The sequence below is a fragment of the Lacipirellula sp. genome, assembly GCF_965279485.1.
In the GTDB taxonomy this organism is placed as follows: Bacteria; Planctomycetota; Planctomycetia; order Pirellulales; family Lacipirellulaceae; genus Lacipirellula.
In genome coordinates, this window is sequence record NZ_CBDIIC010000002.1 from 3562942 (window position 1) to 3580166 (window position 17225).

15 protein-coding genes are annotated in these 17225 nt (G+C 63.7%); 9 read left to right on the top strand and 6 right to left on the bottom strand.

Going from position 1 to position 17225, the window contains the following annotated elements; all coding sequences use genetic code 11:
* Nucleotides 1-312 precede the first annotated feature (312 nt).
* Nucleotides 313-807, bottom strand: a complete 495-nt coding sequence (locus tag ACQY7R_RS21880) for a DUF6960 family protein (RefSeq protein ID WP_428307675.1) — start codon at nucleotides 805-807, stop codon at nucleotides 313-315.
* Nucleotides 808-1219: 412 nt separating this feature from the next.
* On the opposite strand from ACQY7R_RS21880, the gene ACQY7R_RS21885 reads away from it, so the two are divergent.
* From ACQY7R_RS21885 to ACQY7R_RS21895, 3 genes are all read left to right on the top strand, one after another.
* A complete protein-coding gene (locus ACQY7R_RS21885; protein WP_428307676.1) occupies nucleotides 1220-2713 on the top strand; it encodes a hypothetical protein in 1494 nt (497 codons plus the stop codon).
* 259 nt (nucleotides 2714-2972) lie between these two features.
* Nucleotides 2973-3608 (top strand): hypothetical protein, encoded by a 636-nt coding sequence (locus ACQY7R_RS21890; RefSeq protein WP_428307677.1) that lies wholly within the window; start codon nucleotides 2973-2975, stop codon nucleotides 3606-3608.
* A 506-nt stretch (nucleotides 3609-4114) separates the two neighbouring features.
* A complete protein-coding gene (locus ACQY7R_RS21895; protein ID WP_428307678.1) occupies nucleotides 4115-4528 on the top strand; it encodes a hypothetical protein in 414 nt (137 codons plus the stop codon).
* A 216-nt stretch (nucleotides 4529-4744) separates the two neighbouring features.
* Here the strand turns inward: ACQY7R_RS21895 and glnD are convergent, their stop codons facing one another.
* From glnD to ACQY7R_RS21910, 3 genes are all read right to left on the bottom strand, one after another.
* A complete protein-coding gene (gene glnD, locus ACQY7R_RS21900) occupies nucleotides 4745-7384 on the bottom strand; it encodes a [protein-PII] uridylyltransferase (protein WP_428307679.1) in 2640 nt (879 codons plus the stop codon).
* A gap of 74 nt (nucleotides 7385-7458) precedes the next feature.
* A complete protein-coding gene (locus tag ACQY7R_RS21905; protein WP_152097033.1) occupies nucleotides 7459-7797 on the bottom strand; it encodes a P-II family nitrogen regulator in 339 nt (112 codons plus the stop codon).
* 139 nt (nucleotides 7798-7936) lie between these two features.
* Complete coding sequence (locus ACQY7R_RS21910) at nucleotides 7937-8482, bottom strand: cob(I)yrinic acid a,c-diamide adenosyltransferase (protein ID WP_428307680.1); 546 nt, start codon at nucleotides 8480-8482, stop codon at nucleotides 7937-7939.
* A gap of 455 nt (nucleotides 8483-8937) precedes the next feature.
* Here ACQY7R_RS21910 and ACQY7R_RS21915 point away from each other — a divergent pair, with 455 nt between their 5' ends.
* The 4 genes from ACQY7R_RS21915 to ACQY7R_RS21930 all read left to right on the top strand — a co-directional run bounded on the left by ACQY7R_RS21915 (nucleotide 8938) and on the right by ACQY7R_RS21930 (nucleotide 12710).
* Nucleotides 8938-9627 carry a hypothetical protein gene (locus tag ACQY7R_RS21915; protein ID WP_428307681.1) on the top strand — a complete coding sequence of 230 codons (690 nt, stop codon included), beginning with the start codon at nucleotides 8938-8940 and terminating at the stop codon, nucleotides 9625-9627.
* A 285-nt stretch (nucleotides 9628-9912) separates the two neighbouring features.
* The gene (locus ACQY7R_RS21920) at nucleotides 9913-10716 is read left to right on the top strand and encodes a hypothetical protein (RefSeq protein WP_428307682.1); all 804 of its coding nucleotides are present in this window, start codon (nucleotides 9913-9915) and stop codon (nucleotides 10714-10716) included.
* 81 nt (nucleotides 10717-10797) lie between these two features.
* Nucleotides 10798-11052 carry a hypothetical protein gene (locus ACQY7R_RS21925; RefSeq protein WP_428307683.1) on the top strand — a complete coding sequence of 85 codons (255 nt, stop codon included), beginning with the start codon at nucleotides 10798-10800 and terminating at the stop codon, nucleotides 11050-11052.
* 80 nt (nucleotides 11053-11132) lie between these two features.
* Nucleotides 11133-12710: a dockerin type I domain-containing protein gene (locus ACQY7R_RS21930; RefSeq protein WP_428307684.1), complete on the top strand. Its 1578-nt coding sequence runs from the start codon at nucleotides 11133-11135 to the stop codon at nucleotides 12708-12710.
* On the opposite strand, the gene ACQY7R_RS21935 is transcribed toward ACQY7R_RS21930, so the two are convergent.
* A complete protein-coding gene (locus ACQY7R_RS21935; protein ID WP_428307685.1) occupies nucleotides 12707-13534 on the bottom strand; it encodes a sensor histidine kinase in 828 nt (275 codons plus the stop codon). The genes ACQY7R_RS21930 and ACQY7R_RS21935 overlap by 4 nt on opposite strands.
* A gap of 270 nt (nucleotides 13535-13804) precedes the next feature.
* Here ACQY7R_RS21935 and ACQY7R_RS21940 point away from each other — a divergent pair, with 270 nt between their 5' ends.
* Complete coding sequence (locus tag ACQY7R_RS21940) at nucleotides 13805-14065, top strand: hypothetical protein (protein ID WP_428307686.1); 261 nt, start codon at nucleotides 13805-13807, stop codon at nucleotides 14063-14065.
* A gap of 94 nt (nucleotides 14066-14159) precedes the next feature.
* Here the strand turns inward: ACQY7R_RS21940 and nadD are convergent, their stop codons facing one another.
* Complete coding sequence (gene nadD / locus ACQY7R_RS21945; RefSeq protein WP_428307687.1) at nucleotides 14160-14783, bottom strand: nicotinate-nucleotide adenylyltransferase; 624 nt, start codon at nucleotides 14781-14783, stop codon at nucleotides 14160-14162.
* A gap of 91 nt (nucleotides 14784-14874) precedes the next feature.
* Here nadD and ACQY7R_RS21950 point away from each other — a divergent pair, with 91 nt between their 5' ends.
* Nucleotides 14875-17055, top strand: coding sequence for a Tex family protein (locus ACQY7R_RS21950; RefSeq protein WP_428307688.1), 2181 nt, complete (start codon nucleotides 14875-14877; stop codon nucleotides 17053-17055).
* Nucleotides 17056-17225 lie beyond the last annotated feature (170 nt).

The following is a 17225-nucleotide window of genomic DNA, read 5'->3' on the forward strand; positions in this document are numbered from 1 at the left end:
GGCGACGCCAGCGGTGCGCGTACCGAGAGCGGGGATTCCGACGTAGGGGGAGCGGCGAAACTTTCTAGCCGAGTCACTCTCTAGCGGAGTCCATGTCGACGCCTAAGAAATTAGGCTCGCATCGCAGACTCATCGGATGGGGACGAGCGCAGTGTTCCCCCCGGCGAGGCGGTCCAGCCTCAGCACCGGCGACCAGAGACAACTTCCAAGTGAGAACCCGAAACGAACAGGCAGTGTTCGGGGGTTAGTATACCGGCGTTGCGGTCGACCGCAATCGAATTGGCGCCAACAAAATGTGCGTGACATTCCACGCTAGAGCTGGGCGCGCGAGTCCGCGTCTTCAGCGGGCACGGGGATCGTCGGCGTAATTGCCGCCGGATCGTCAACGGGCAGCACCGGCTCGACATGCCGCAAGTCATCCGCTGCGTAGGCGTTCGGGATCGGGTTGCCGGCTTCTTCGATGAAGTATCGCATCGATCGCGCGCGGGGCTCCCACTCCATTTCACGGATCGTGCCGGTCCGCGGCGTGTTCTTCTGGCCGCGCGAGAGGACTTCAACCCAGTCGCCGACTTCGTACCCTTCCCACGGCACTTCCTGCCACATCGTCCGCTTCACCCGCAACTGCAGCTGGCCGTAGTGCAGAGTGACAAAGGGCCCATGCTCGCCATCGCGGCGAAAGACCCGCGGGCTGGGGATCGTCTCATGCGCCGTCGGCACGTCTTCGGGATGGACCCAATCATCCCCATCCTCGGGCCACCAAGGATAGAAGCCGTACTTTGGATCGGTCTTGAGTTTGAGGAGATCCATGATTCCGTTTCCGCCGAGCGCCCGCTGCGAACCTCGCTATCGTAAACTGCCGGACAAAGCCGGGTCAAAAAACTCACCCGGCCGCTGTGGTTTGCCTGCCAAACGCCGGCTGCTGCTCCGGCCCCGCACGACCTATACTTGGAGACCGATTGTGCAACCCGCGCGCCACACCAGCCTCGCGATGCTGCCAGCGGCCAACCAAGAACCACCTTCCCGTTACGAACCACGCTCGCCCTAGCCTGTTAGCCGGAGGGCCACCCCCTCCGGGCTGAAGCACCGCTCGGCATGGCCCAGTCCAATCCGCCGCCGCCCGGACCGCGTGGCGGTCCGGCTGCCAGCAACGGTTAATAGTTGGACGTCAACCGATATTAAAGCGAACAGTATTAACGAACAGTAAAGAAGTAGAGCTGCGATGAAACTTCACGATCTGCTGTCCCATCACGGCATCGCCGCCAATCCCTTCGCCGACGAAGACGCGCAAACCGACCCCGTCTTCCAGGGCCGTTGCCGCGCGAGCACCTTCCACCCGCAGTGGGACAAGATCTACGGCGACCCGAGCAGCCCGGCGACTTCGATCGTCTTCGGCGAAAAGGGCGCCGGCAAAACGGCCCTCCGTCTGCAGATCGCCGGTCAAATCGACGAACACAACGCGAAAAACCCCGCCGGCCGGGTGTTCGTTATCGAATACGATGACTTCAACCCGTTTCTCGACCGCTTCGCCGATCGCCTCAGCAGCCGCAAACGTCGCGACGCCGGCAAGGTGCTGGCGGAATGGAAACTGTGGGATCATATCGACGCGATCCTCGCACTCGGCGTCACCAGCGTCGTCGATCGGCTCATCGGCGTTACGCAGCCAAGCGGTCCCGCAGCAAACAGCCTCCCGGCCGACGCTGCGAAGAAACTCGACCGCTTTCAAAAACGCGACCTGCTCCTGCTCGCGGCCTGCTACGACAGCTCGCTGACCGAAACCTTCCACACCCGTTGGTACAAGCTCCGCCGCAAAGTCGGCTACTGGCCGTGGCTCAGCTGGGGCATCGCGCTGCTCGGCGTCGCCGTCACCACGGCCGTCGCGGGCGTCATTCTCTACAACAAGAAATACGAGTGGCTGCAAACCGTTTGGCCCTGGTTGATCATCGCCCTTGGCTGGGCGCCGTGGCTTGCCCAGGCCTGGACCTGGTGGTTCCGCGGCTGGGGCGTCGCGAAGAATTTGCGGTCCGTCACTCGAAATGCGAACCCGCTGCGTAAGGTCTTCACGAAGTTCCTCGCCCGCGATATTCGCAACCAACCGCTGCCAAATAAGCAACGGACCGACGACCGCTACGAGCTCCTCTACAAGTTCCAAGGAGTGCTGCGGGCCCTAGGATTTACGGGGATTGTGGTGCTCGTCGACCGCGTCGACGAGCCCCATTTGGTCAACGGCGCCGTCGATAACATGCGCGGCCTCGTCTGGCCGATGCTCGACAACAAGTTCCTTAAGCAGCCCGGCGTCGGCATGAAACTGCTGCTGCCGATCGAGCTGGCCGAGCATATTGAGAAGGAAGATCGCGACTTCTACCAACGGGCTCGGCTCGACAAGCAGAACATGGTGCCGTCGCTCGAATGGACCGGCCAATCGCTCTACGACCTGGCGGATGCCCGCGTCGCTGCGTGCGGAGCCGCGGGGAAAACAGCCCGGCTGCGGAGCTTGTTCGATGACTCAATCACAGATCAGCGCTTGGTGGACGCCTTCGCCGGCCTCCGCGTCCCGCGGCATCTGTTCAAGTTCCTCTACCGATTGCTAGCAGCCCACTGCCAGCAGTTCACCGACGCGTCGCCGTCGTGGAAGATCTCGCCCAGCACGTTCGAAGCGCAGCTCGCCGTCTACCGCAAAGACCAACACACGGTCGACCGCGGCCTGGGCGCGTAGCCGCCGGTCAACGACCGGCCGGAGCGGTGATCGATAAAGAATGGGGAATGTGGAGTGTGGAATGGGGAAGTGCCCATCACCCCCATTCCCCATTCAGCATTCCCCATTTGTATTCGCTCCGGCGGCTCGTTGAGCCGCGGCTACAGTGGCTACTAACGAGTCTTGACCCGTTCTGGCCCATTTGCCACACTCCCGCCCCCTTGCTGAATCTTCGTCGAGCGCCGCGAAGGCGCTCGCACCCACGGATGGGAGTTGAGTGATGCGTATTGCGATGTGGGCGGCGCTGGCCGCGGTTGGTTTTTCGGTTGGTTGCGGCGGGTCGGACGCGTCGAAGCCGACGGCGTCCAGCACGGCGCCGGCGGCGGCAACGGCCGCCCAGATCCCCAGCGATCCTGTGGGTCGGGTCGTTTACGACTTTCTGGAGTCGGTACGCATTGGAAAAGGGAGTGAAGGGGCCGAGAAACTGCTAACGCCGCTGGCGCTCAAGGGGATCGACGAGCACGAAATGTGCATCGCACCTCCCGGAAGCTCTACCGCGCGGTTCACCATCAATCATGTGGAGATGATGGAAGACGGCGAGCATGCGATTGTTTACTCGACCTGGACCGACCTCGACGCTGACGGCGTCGCCTACAACGACTCCATCTACTGGGCATTGCGGTTGGCAGACGGCGAGTGGCGAATTCACGGCATGGCGCCCGAACCCGCCGAGGGCGAAGATTTCGTGAAAATCGATTTCGAGCACCTGGAAGAATACATGGAGCCGCAGCAAGCGTCGCCCGTCGGCGTGCCGGCCGATCAACTCGCGGCACCCGCCGGACAGGCCGCTCCTGCTGGCGAGCAACCTGCCGCCTCGGTCGCGTCGGACCCGTTTAATCAAACGGCTCCTCGCTAAAAACGCGAGAAAATCAGGCTTTTTCAACGAAAACTGCTGTTGGGCGTAAGTGGCTATTTGTCAGCCACTTACGCCTTTTTTCATTGGCGTAAGGCGTTAGCCGGGGCCGTGTGAAGCTGGGGGAATTTCCTTAGAAATGGCTAGGCTCCTCCACCCGCTGCATAGGGTGTGCTAAACTTTCGAGTCCTCAAGGTCATCGTAACCCTTGAAGGTCGCGTACACCTCGCCGCTTGCCAGCGGCTACTTGACAGTGGTAGCTGGTCCGGTAATTTGGTCCTTCCTAAGTTCGCTGACGCGAACAAACGGTGTATGCCCCCTAAGTTTCGGCGCCTGCCAACCTCAGTATTCAATCGCCTGCGAGCGAATGCTGTCAATCGAGTTACTAACGAGAGTTTCTACCCAGCCGCGATCGACCGTCGAGGCGGCACAGGGGAGAGAGCAGTTTCGACGGTCACGTGGGGTAACCCCAATATTTTTTTTCCGCTTTCACGTGGGAGGAGTTTGAGATGAATCGTATCGTTCTTTCGACGGTTGCCGTCCTGGTCGCTGTGGTTGGTTTCGCCATGGTCGGTGAGGATCAACAAGCCAACGCGAGCCTCTTCGGCCGCAAGTGCTGCAAGCCAGCTTGCTGCGAACCGGCTGCTCCGGTCTGCTGCGAACCGGTCTGCGGTGGCAAGCACAAGAAGCATTGCGGTGGCTTGTTCGCCAAGCTCCGTGCCAAGAAGTGCTGCAAGCCAGCTTGCTGCGAACCGGCCCCGACCTGCTGCGAGCCGGCCCCGGCTTGCGGTTGCGAAGCCCCGGTTGAAGCTTGTGGTTGCGAAGCCGCTGCCGCTCCTTGCGGTTGCGAAGCCGCTGCCCCGGCTGCCGCTCCGGAAGCTGCCCCGGCCGCTCCGGCTGCCCCGGAAGCCCCGGCTGCCTAACTTGATGGCCGCTTAACGCGGTCAATCAAAAAATAAAGACCGGGCCTCGAGCGATCGAGGCCCGGTTTTTTTATGCGCTGATCGCAGTAGCCGCCGGCCAACGACCCGCCGGAGCGAAATAAATGGGGAATGTGGAGGTCGGAGAACGGTTCCGCCCCCATTCCCCATTCAGCATTCCCAATTGATCAGCCGCTCCAGCGGAGCGTTGACCTGCGGCTACCGCTGCTCGATCACCTGCAGCATCTCGCGGCGGATATGCTCAAGCCGCTCGGCGTCCTCGATTTTCCCACCGCCGCGGTTCGTCACGTAGAACACGTCGACTACTTGGTCGATGTTCGTGGCGATCTTCGAGTGCCAGATCGTTAGCTCTAGGTCATGCAGCCGGCGGGCGAGGCTGTAGAGCAGCCCCACGCGGTCGAACGTGTAGACCTCGACCACCGTCGCCGTCGCCGAGGCGGTGTTGTCAATTCGCACGTTGTTCGGCAGTCCGGTGAGGCGGAGCGACGCCTCGGCGCTGTCTTGCCCCCAGATCTTGCGGAATCGCGGCGGCTCCTTCGAGTCGACCGACTTGATCATGTCCTTCGACACCGCAGCGAGCCGCGACGGCGGCGGTTCGCCGCTGGAGTCGGGGTCGGTCACTACGAACCGCAGCAGCAGCAGATCCTCGGCCATCACCTGCATGTCGGCCGCCAGAATCTGGAGGCCGTTGCTCGATAGGGCGCCTGCCATGCTCGAGAACGCCCCGCGACCGCGGCCCCGATCGATGCCGGCGATGAACTCGACCGTGGCGTTATCGCGGTTGTAGTGGCCCCACGCGTCGGCGCCCTGTTCGGGCAGCTTACGGAACCGTCGCAGTGCTGCGCCGATATCCCGTCCCGAATGGGTCGCCAGGAACGCCGCTGGGAACGCTGTGATCTGCCGTTCGAACCAGGCGTCGCCCTGCTCTGCCGGCGACAACACCGACGCCATCTCGTTCCGGCGTTCGTCGAGCGCCCGCGAGTGCGGCGACGGCTGTCCTTCGAGCGTGGCGAGCGTCTTGTGGAACAGCTCGCCTAGGACGTCGACCTTCCACTGGGTGAGCACGTCTGGCCCCACCGCCGCGAGGTCCGCGCAACTCAGCACGAACAACATCCGCAGCCGGTCAGGCGTCTCGACGAGCGTGGCGAACCGCCGAATCAGCTCCCGGTCGCCGATGTCCCGCCGCAGCGCGAGATCGGTCATGTTCAGGTGCTGGTGGACCAGGAAGCTGACGTCCCGCGTCGCCGAGGGATGGAGGTAGAGCCGTGGGCCGACCTCCTCGGCAATCCGCCGGCCGACCTCGCTGTGCTCTTCTTCAAACCCCTTGCCGAGGTCATGCAGCAAGAGCGCCAGGTGGAGCCGCTTTCGATCGGCTACGTGTCGGTAGGCCTCGCCGAGCGAGTCTTCCCGCTTCGCGAAACTGGTCACTTGCTCGATCGCGTGGAGGCTATGCTCGTCGACCGTGAACTTGTGATACTGGTTGAACTGCAGCAAACAGCGAGCATGTTTCATCGCCGGGATCACCTTCTCAAGGTATCCCAACTCGTGCAGCAATCGCAGCGACGGCGCCGCCAGCGACGGCGTCCCCAGCAGGTAGAGGAACCGCTCGGCAACTGCGGGGCTCACCTCTTCGCCGCATTCGGGCGCCGCCAATAGCAGCGCCGAATAGGTCGAGTGGTCGAGCGGTTTCCCTTCGCTGATCGACATGTCGACCAGCCGCAACACTTCGCCGAGATTCCCCTGCAGCTTCGCCATGCCGCTTCGGGTGGCCGAAACCTCCCGCACGCCGATGCGGTAATCGCCCTCGACCTTCCGGCCGAGCACGGGGTCGAGCATGCGGGTCGTCATCGTGGCGCCGCTGAAAGTGGTCGCTTCGCGACGGCGGGCCATTTGCCAGACATGGTTCGTGTGGCGGAAGTAGTCGCGCATGAACTGCTCGACCGGTAGCAGCCCCTCGCCGCCGCGGTAGCCCATGAGCGCGGCGATCCGCAGCTGTTCCGCCCGATCAAGCAGATCTTTCGCCGAGTTCGCGTGGAACTGCATTTCGTTCCGCAGCCGCAGCAGAAACGCCTGGGCCGACTGCAGCCGATGGTGGTCGAGCTTCGACATCGCCCCCTGCATGAACAGCCGCTCGGGGTCCGACTCGCCGAGCTCCGCGAAGCCAATCCACCGCAGCAGGTGGATGTCGCGCAGCCCGCCGCGGGAACGCTTCACGTGCGGTTCGAGCAGGTAGAGGCTCTCGCCATACTGATTTCGCTCCTCCGCCCGGGCGTCGCAGAACGACTTACAGACGGCCTTCGACCGCTTCCGCACCATGCGGTCGAACAACTCGCGAAAGTGCTGGTGCAACGGCTGGCTGCCGGCGACGAGCCGATTGTCGATTAGCGACGAACAGATGACGCCATCGGTGCGGGCAAGCTGGATCGCCTCCTCGGCCGAGCGGAGGCTGCTCCCGAGTTGCAGCCCCGCGTCGAAGATCGCGTTGGTGAACCGCCGCACGAGGGCGGAGAGTTCTTTCGCGTCTGCGCTACCGTGGAGGAGCATCAGATCGACGTCGGAAAATGGCGCCGACTGCCGGCGGCCGTAGCCGCCAAGAGCGACCAGAGCGAGCTTGTTCCGCGCTTTGGCGGCATCCCCTTCGGCTGCTGCAGCAGCGTCGAATAGTTTGCCGACGACGCCATCGACGACCGTCGTCAGCCGATTGCAGACCTGCTGGCCATCGAGGCCGCGGTCGTGCATTTCGCGAATCCGCCCCCGGCCGGCAACAACTTCCTCACGGGCGGCGGCGATGGCGTCCGCCATATTCGCTGCATTGCCAGAAGGAGGAACGGAACTCACTATGCGTTTCCTGGGCCGTAGGTTGGGCATTCAGCCCGACAGCGTCTTGTACGATTCTCGCCATGCCAGCCGGACTAAACCGCGTCGGCGCCCGTCTCGCCCGTACGGATGCGGATCGTATCACGCAGGTCGGAGACAAAGATCTTGCCGTCGCCGATTTGCCCCGTCTGGGCGGTGCGGATGATCGTGTCGACCACCTTCTTCAACTCGGCTTCCGAGACGACGACTTCCAGCTTCACCTTCGGCACGAAATCGACGGCGTATTCGGTGCCGCGGTAGGTTTCGGTGTGGCCCTTCTGCCGACCGAAGCCGCGGACTTCGGTGATCGTCATGCCGCCGAGTCCCTGCGAAGTGAGGGCGTTCTTCACGTCTTCCAGCTTGAAATGCCGGATAATGGCTTCGATCTTGATCATCGGAACAAACCTTCGTCGGGGATAAGAGCGGGGGAGCGAGCCTTCCATTATATCACGGCGGCATCCGGGCGCTGACGCTTCCGGCTCGGCGAATTGTCGACAGCGGCGCGGCGGTTGTCGAGACGGCAGGCGCCCAGGATCACGACTTCTTTTCCCACAACACGTCCGGCACGCCGGCGGCATGGTTCGCATAACGGGCCATCACGAACAGGAGGTCGCCGACGCGATTGAGATACTGGATGACCGCCGCCCGGATTGGCGCCGCCTCGGCCAGGGCGCAAACGTCGCGCTCGGCGCGGCGGCAGACGGCGCGGGCGACGTGCAGCGCCGCGCTGGCCGACGTCCCCCCCGGCAGGACGAACGTCTTGAGCGGCTGGAGGTGATTCTCGAACCAGTCGATCGCCTGTTCCGCCGCGGCGATATCGGCGTCGTCGAGCAGCAATTGCCCCGGCGCCGCATCGCCCGGGCTGGCTAGTTCCGCCCCGAGCGCGAACATCTCGTGCTGCAACCGGGCGAGCGGTTCGTCGAGCGCCGCCGGCAGATTGGCCGATCGGCAGACGCCGAGCTGAGCGTTCAGTTCATCGACGGCGCCGTACGCGGCAATGCGGAGATCGTTCTTCCGCACCCGCCCGCCGCCGTACAGTCCGGTGAGCCCCGCATCCCCGGTCCGCGTGTAAATCTTCATCGCCGCACCTCTTCTTTCCACTGTCTTCCCTGAACCCTGGCCGCTGAACCCGCCGCAGGTTTGGATTGTATCAATTGTTCCGCCTGCCGCCGCCTAGGCGCCCGCCCGCGCCGGTTCTGATTCCCGCCGCAGGTTCAGCGGCAGTTTGCGCTGACGCTCGTCCGCTCCCCCCTCTAGCGCAGGCCGCAACGGTCCAGTTGTATCGGCTGCACGGACGGCGGTTTCGCGAAAGCTGTTTGCGGACAGTCGCGAAGCGCACTCGGTTCGGACCGTGACCTACGATTTAGTAAGAAACCGTGAGGCCGCGGCGACCGTACCCTTTAGACGTGCGGAGGCCCAGCCTCCCGGCTGCGTTAACCCAGACGCTCCGCGCATATCACTCCCGGCGTATCGCGTTGAAGTTGGTTGTTTGACGTTAGGTATCAATCTCTGCTTGACCTTGCCGTGAGTGTTCGATGGGCTTCCTGAAGAAATTCTTTCGCAACGTCTATCACGAAGAGCTGCCCGCAGCCCCCGCCAGTAGTTTCGAAACGCTGAACGAAGATCAGCTCGAAGCTCACCTCGGCGTCGCGCGGTATGGCAGCTTTACGTTGAGCGACGCCGTGCGTCCTTCGTATGCCTTGGAAGTCGTTCCGTCTTGCGGCTACCGTCACGACACGTACCGCGACGAGCAATCGAAGAAGAACGTCCCCGTCCTGATGGCCGCCGCCTCGCGTGAGCAGCTGTTCGAGGCGTTCATGGAACTCCTTGATCCGCTCGGGCCGGTCGTCGACGTCGTCCTGGAAACGAGCCACGACTACAACGCGTCGGGTCACCAAGACCTGTACCGCGAACACATCGACATGCCGATCTTGCAGTCGATTCTGTGGGACTTCGAAGACCTGTTGGTGAACGACGGCTGCACTGGCATCGCCGTGCTGAACCCGGCGACCCCGCAGGAAGTGCAGTTCGACGAGCACAAGCTGCTGATCGTCTACGGCAAGGAATTGACCAAGTACGAGCACGTGCTCGGCGACTGGAACATTCCGTGCCGCGACGACATGCGGTTCATTACCGAAGCCGAGCACGTCCACTCGACGAACGACGAGTACATTCAGCAGTTCGAACAGCTGAAGATGCGGCTGGGCATCGAGAGCGAGTATTAATCTCGCTCGATTGCTGGTGACTTACGCAATAAGTCTCTAGCAGAGGCGCAAAGAACGCAGAGGGAATTGCAAGCGAGCGATTTGACCCGAATTATAGGTCTTTCTCTGCGTCTCCGCGCCTCTGCGAGAGATTCCCATCGCTTGATTCAAAGCGATCGGACGTACGTGCTAGCACGCGGGCGGTTCGGTCTTGTGCCAACCGCCCCCTTTCACGAAGATTCGCCGCCCCCGTTTCGGGCCGTTGCCGCTTGAGATCCGTCTTCGCTCGGAAAAGGAGTTCCGCGTTTGTCGCTGGTGCGCCGATGGCTGCCGAAGTTCGCCGCTGAAACGCGGAGATCGGGCTGCTGCGCGCTCATCGGCGGCGGCGTCCTGCTCATCACTGGGTGTAAGCCGATCGAAGTCGTGCAACCCGTGGCGCCAGGCCAGCAGGTGATGGCGCCGCCGCAACTCTTCGGCGCCCCGCCGGTCATCAGCGGCCAAGGGGTGATGGTCGATCCGTTCTCGATGGATCCGAACAACCCGATGGCGGGTGGCGTGCCGATGGTTGTCCCGGGCGACGGCGGTTCGAGCCAAATCCACATTCCGGTCGCCAATCGCGACTGGACCTGGGAGCAGATCGTCGACACGGTCGACGATTACTTCCGCATCGAACGCGAGCGGCAGGTGCAACTCGTCGGCGACGTCCTCACCGAGGGACGCATCGACGTTCACCCGCAGATTGGCGCGACGGTTCCCGAGTTTCACCGTCGCGACTCGGTTGGCAAGTACAACCGTTGGGAAAGCACTTTCCAGACGATCCGCCGCCGAGCCACGATTCGCGTCATGCCCGACGCCACCGGCTATCTCGTCGACGTGCTGGTCGAGAAGGATCTCGAAGACTTGCCGCGGCCAGAGAATTCCACGGCCGGCGCCGCGACGTTCCGCAACGACTCCTCGCTCCCCAGCACCGCCGCCGAAGCCGTCAGCCGGACGCAACTGGCGAGCAACTGGATCTTCATTGGCCGCGATCCAGAACTGGAGCAGGCGATTATCGCCGACCTGCAGTCGCGGTTGCTCGTCTCGCCGACGATGCCTGTTGTCGCGCCGTAGGCGTGTCACGGCGAAAGAATTCACTAATTCTTCATGTGCTTGTCGGCGTGCTCACCGTGAGTAAGGGCATCAGAGACCTTTGTGCCTAGTTCCGCGATTGGTCGCGAAATCGCGCACGCCGGCTGCATCTATCCGCAACGACCGCGGGGCGAGCGAGAGCAGACGCCTGAGAATTGCCGCGATATCGCGATCTCGCCCGTCGAGCGGGCGAACTCCTTCTTCGACAACGCGCGGTGCGCTTTACCGCAAGTGACGCGAGGTTCGTCGCCGTTCAAAGCGGAGTCGCAGCACTGCTGGCGGGAACTACGCATTGTCCGCCCCTATCTCGGTGGTTAGCATCGAATTGGGCGAACTGCGGCGTTCGCTCTCTCCTGAACAGAGACCAGGCACTCTCCTCCTTCCGCGGATTCACCCCCATGAGATTCTCGTTCTCGGGCCAGCGGGGCATGCGCCTCGCGTTGGCCGTCGCGGCGTTGTCGTTCCTTCCTCAACTCTCGCAAGCACAGACCTACAACTGGAACGGCGGCAACGGCGCTTACGGCACTGCCGGCAATTGGTCCCCGAGCGGTCCGCCGACAACCGCCAGCAACGTCTTCATTAACTCCGGGACGGCGAACTACACCAGCGGCGATACGAATCCTCGCTCGGTAAACGTTGCCTCCACGGCCGGTTCTTCCGCCACGCTCGCGATCACCGGCGGCGACATCTTCGCTGATCAAGGCAACGAGGGCGGCGTCCGCATCGGCGAAGCAGGGACGGGCATCGTCACCGTGAACAATGCGACGCTCCGCACGGGCGACGGCAGCATTTTCGTCGGCGGACAGAACGGCGCCGGCACGGGCACGCTTACCCTTAGCGGCGCCTTCGCTAAACTGCAGTCGACCGACGACTTCGTTCTCGGCCGCACCGGCACTGGCACCTTCAACATGCAGGGCGGTTACGCCACGGCCGACTACACCGTTATCGGCAAGTATGGCACGGGCACGTGGAACCAATCGGGCGGCGCGTTCGTGCAAACGAGCGGCGACTTTGAAATCGGCGACGGCGGCAATCAATCCCCCGAGCAGACCGGTATTGTCGGACCTCGCACCGGCACGATGAATCTCACCGGCGGCGTCCTGCAAAGCTCGGGCTTCATCGCGATCAGCAATCGCCGCGGCAATGGCTTCGTGAACGTCGACGGCGGCGTTTTGGCCGCTACCGGCGTCGTCAACAACGGCGCGATCATCGTCGGTCGCGGCATGGATTGGGATGGCAAGCCGGGTACCGGCGGCGTCACCGAGTTCCGCGTTCGGGGCGGCAACAGCGTCGTTATCGCCAACGGCGATTTTGAAATGAACGTCAACAACGTCGCCCTATCGTCGACGTTGGTCGCGCAGATCACCGGCCAGGCGCACACGACCATCAAGGTGACTGGCAACGCCAAGATTGCGAACGGTTCGTTCAAGGTGCAACTCGACGGTTACGCTCCGGTGCTCGGCGACAGCTGGACGATCCTCAGCGCCGGCGTTACCGACCTCAGTGCCGAGAAGAACGAGATCGATTTGCGCTTGGCCGCCATGGGATTCCCCAATCTCCCGCACGCTACCGCTGGCGCGGTCGGCACGCTGCAAGGCGAGTTCAAGAGCACCGACTTCTCCCTCGCCCCGCTTTCCAGCGGCCTACAGTGGGACGTCGCGTACGCCAACAACTCGGTCGTGCTGAGCGTTGTCGCTGGCGGGCCTTCTTACGCTGCTGACTTCAATCACGACGGTCGCGTCGATGGCCTCGACCTCACCGCATGGAAGACGGCCTACGGCCAGCCGAGCAACGGCGCCGACGCCAACGGCGATGGCGTTACCAATGGCGCCGACTTCCTGGTCTGGCAGCGTGAGTTCGGCTCGGGTGTTCCGGCAACTCCGGCTGTTAGCGCCGTGCCGGAGCCGGCTTCGATCGCCCTGATCGGCCTCGCCGCGATGGGCCTCGCCGCCTACGGGCGTGCCCGCCGCAGCTAAGTTCCCATAGAAGTCGTCGACGATGAAAGCGAGTTCGGCACGCCCAGCGGCGCAATTGGCGCCGCGGCGGTCGACTCGCTTTTTTCTTGCCACAACGGCAACCGCACGGTGAACGCCGTTCCCTTACCGACGGTGCTCTCGACTCGTAACCGGCCGTGGTGCGCGTCGACGATCTCGCGACAAGTCGAAAGGCCGACGCCCGTGCCCCCTTTGCCGGTGGCGTCGGGACCCGATTTTGTCGAGTAGAACTTGTCGAAGATCTTTGTCAGCTGCTCGCGTGGAATGCCGCTGCCGTTGTCGCGGACCGTGAGGTCGACGAAGCCTGCTTTCGCATCGTGCGTGATCCGCAGCACCAGCTCGCCGCCGTTGGGCATCGCTTGGCGGGCGTTGGTCATCAGGTTGATCAGCACCTGTTGCACCTGATTGCCGATCGCTCGTACCGGCGGCGCCGCACTGAACTCCTTGCGAACCTGCACGCGATACTTTTGCATCTCGCGCTCGAGCAGCAGGAGCGACTGGTCGACGAGTGGTTCCAATTCGGTGGGAGCGAACTCTTCGCTTCGATTGCGGGCCATGCCGAGTACGGCGTTGGTGATCTTTTCCGCCCGAATCGCCGCGGCGAGTATGCGATCGAACGCTTTGTCGCGCGACGCCTCGTCTTTGTTGCGCATGCCGAGCTTGGCGTAGTTGATGACGGTCATCAACACGTTGTTGAACTCGTGCGTCGTCGTGCCGACGAGTTCGCCGAGCGCCGCCATCTTCTGCGAGCGGAGCAGTTCTTGCTTGAGGGCGGCGAGTTCGTCGTCGTGAGAAGTCTTCGGCATCCGCCCCTCGGCTTGGTAGCGGCAACGACTGCAGGCGTTGCGCTGTCGGGTGGTAGTGAAACCCCCTCCCCTGCCCCGTCGCCGCAGCCTCGCCACATCGGGCGTCTTGCCCGGGCCGCGGTCGTTAACTCGTTGCAGGAAAAGATGTTGCTTCAGTCTGTTCTATCGTCGAATCACGCTGGGCGACTGGAATTGATCGCGTTACAATCCCGCCCCAATCTTGAGCCGCTCGCGACTTCGCGCGCCTCTGCCTCGAACGAAAGACCCCTCATGCAATCCGTCACCCTGCTAGCAGAAGCCGCGGACCTCGCGCGGCGACTCGACTACACGCTGCGGGAAGAGTATCTCGACGGCGCCGGCGGCGGCCACTGCTTCTTCGGCGGCAAGAAATGGCTGCTGCTCGATGTGACGCAGTCGGTCGATGAGCAGCTCAGCGTCATCACTGATGCACTACGGACCGACGATGCCGTGTGGCGGATGCCGGTCTCGCCGCAGCTAGCGGGGATGATTCGCGTGAATCGTGCGGCGTAGTCGAAGGGGTCGGGGGCCTTTTGCCACTAGCAGCGCGGCTCTGAGCGGAGCGCCTCCAGTGGCAAAAGGCCCCCGACCCAGTGCACGTCTTTACCTACGCGCGATACAGCCCGCGCTCCTCGATATACTCCGCAACGCGCTCCGGCACGAGCGCCTGCCACTCGCCCCGCTCCGCAATCAGTCGCCGAATCGCGGAACTGCTGATCGGCGTGGCCGGCATCTCTACTTCTTGGTTGCGAATCGAAGCCAGCCGTTCTGCCGAGACGAGCGGCGCCAACGCCTCGAAGTTCGGCGGCGGCGTGCCTGCCCGTCGCACCACCAGCGGCGTCGCTAGCTCGCAGATCGTCGCCGGCTCGCGCCAGGTTGGGAAATCGGCGAGGGAATCGGCCCCCATCAGAAAGAACAGCTCGGCGCCCGGGTGCGCCAGCTGCAACGCCCGCAGCGTCTCGACCGTGTAGCTCACGCCGCCGCGGTCGATCTCGATCGTCGAGACGTCGAACTCCGGCCGCTCCGCAATCGCGAGCCGCAGCATCGCCAGCCGATCGGCCTCGCCCGCGACTGGCCCGCGCGGCTTCAGCGGCTGCTGGGCGGTCGGAATGAACACGACCCGATCGAGTCCCGCCTGCCGCCAGCAGCACTCGGCGAGCAGCAGGTGGCCGCGGTGCACCGGGTCGAAGCTGCCGCCGAAAATGCCGATGCGCGTGGGAGTCGTGGCCATCAGTGCGAGCGGCGAGTTGCCGGAGCGTGTAAAACGGGTTAAGTTCGCCCCCTGATTCTACGCGAAAACCGCCCGAGCCGCCGCCAGCATCATGTCGACCGAGTTTGCCTGCTTCGATCTCGATTCCGTCATCGCCCAGATCGCGACCGCCGTCGGCGCGAACGCTCAGCAGGTTCGCGCGGCGGTCGAACTGCTCGACGCCGGCAACACGCTGCCGTTCATCGCCCGCTACCGCAAGGAGGCGACCCGCGGCCTCGACGAAACGGCGCTCCGCGCGATCGACGACGCCCTCACGGCGGCCCGCGAACTGGCCGCGCGGAAGCAAACGATTCTCAAGACGATTGACCAGCAAGGCGCGCTCACCGCCGAACTCCGTCGCCAGATCGAGCAGTGCAGCGATAAGCAAACGCTCGAACTCATTTATCTCCCCTTCAAACCCAAACGTCGCACCCGCGCGACGATTGCCCGAGAACGCGGCCTCGAACCGCTCGCCGAGCTGCTCTGGAAGCAAACCCGACTCAACCGTCCGCGTCAGGAAGTCCTCAAGCCCTACGTCAATCCGGCCAAGGAAGTCCCCGACGCCGAGGCCGCGCTGCAAGGCGCTTGCGACATCGTCGCCGAACGCTGGGCCGACGATGTCGAGCTCAACCAATGGCTCGCTCAGCAAGCGATGGGTTTTGGGCATGTCACCTCCGCCGTGAAGCGCGGCAAGAAGACCGATGGCGCCAAGTTCGAAACCTACTTCGACCATCGCGAATCGGCCAAACGCGTCCCCTCGCATCGCTTTCTGGCGATGCAGCGCGGCGAAGCCGAAGGCTTCCTCAACGTCGGCGTGCAGCTCGACGATGAGTTCACGCTCGGCAAGCTCCGGCCGCGCCTCGCCCACAACCGGCAGTTCGAGTTCCACGACGACCTGCTCCGCACGGTCGACGATTGCTACACGCGGCTGCTGTTGCCGTCAGTCGCGTCGACGACGCTGCAAACGCTCAAGGAGCGGGCCGACGACGAGGCGATCGGCGTCTTTGCCGGCAACTTGCGACAGCTGCTGCTCGCGGCCCCGGCCGGGCCGCAGGTGACGATCGGCATCGACCCCGGCTTTCGCACCGGCTGCAAGGTCGCGGTCGTCGACGGCACCGGCAAGTACCTCGCCAGCATCGCGATCTACCCCACGGCGCCGAAGAACGACGTCGACGGCGCTGGCCGCGTACTGAAGGACCTCATCGCCAAGCACAACGTCCGCCTGATCGCCATCGGCAACGGCACTGCCTCGCGCGAGACCGACGACTTCGTCACCGGGGTGCTCAAGTCGCTCGGCAGCGATGTCATCAAAGCAATGGTGAGCGAATCGGGCGCCTCGATCTACTCCGCCAGCGAACTCGCGGTGAGCGAGTACCCCGACCTCGACGTGACGATCCGCGGCGCCATCAGCATCGCGCACCGCCTGCAAGATCCGCTCGCCGAGCTGGTGAAACTCGACCCCAAGTCGATCGGCGTCGGCCAGTACCAGCACGACGTCAACCAGAAGCAGCTGCAGTCGGCGCTCGGCCGCGAGGTCGAGTCGTGCGTCAATTCGGTTGGCGTTGACCTCAATCTGGCGAGCCCTGCCCTCCTCTCTTATGTCGCCGGCATCGGCCCGAAGCTGGCCGAGCGGATCGTCGAGTACCGCGATGCGAACGGCCGCTTCGATAGCCGCGCGAAGTTACTCAAGGTCCCGAAGCTCGGCCCGAAGGCGTATGAGCAAGCGGCCGGCTTCTTGCGGGTGCGCCAAGGCGCCGAGCCGCTCGATGATTCTGCCGTCCATCCCGAAAGCTACAGCGTCGTTTCGCGGATGGCGAAGTCGTTGAGCGTCGACTCCCGCGAACTCGTCGGCAACGCCGCGCTCACTTCGCGGCTGCAGCCCGCCGAGTTCGTCGACAAGACGTTTGGCCTGCCGACCGTCGCCGACATCATCGCCGAGCTCGCCAAGCCGGGCCGCGACCCGCGGAGCGAGTTCCGCCAAGTAAAGTTCAGCGACGGCGTCAACGCGATCGGCGACGTCCGCCCCGGGATGCTGCTCGACGGCGTCGTCACGAACGTCACCAAGTTCGGCGCCTTCGTCGACGTCGGCGTCCACCAGGACGCGCTCATTCATATTTCGCAGCTCGCCAACGCCTACATCAACGACCCGTCGGAAGTGGTCGCCGTCGGCGATCTGGTTCGCGTGAAGGTGCTGGAGGTCGACGTCGAACGGAAGCGGATCGCCGTCTCGCGGAAGCAGGCCCAGGGGAGCTGAGCCGGCTGCTTCCGCAGGCGCGGGAGGCCCCTCAGGCAGCCTGAAAATCGGCAAAATCGGGCGTTGCGGCGGCCGCCTGCAGGAAGGGTTTCGCAACGCCGAAATGGAGAGTAGAATTGCGAGACGCCGTCCCGAGGAGCCTCGGGACGCTGCCGCCGCCTCGCCACTGC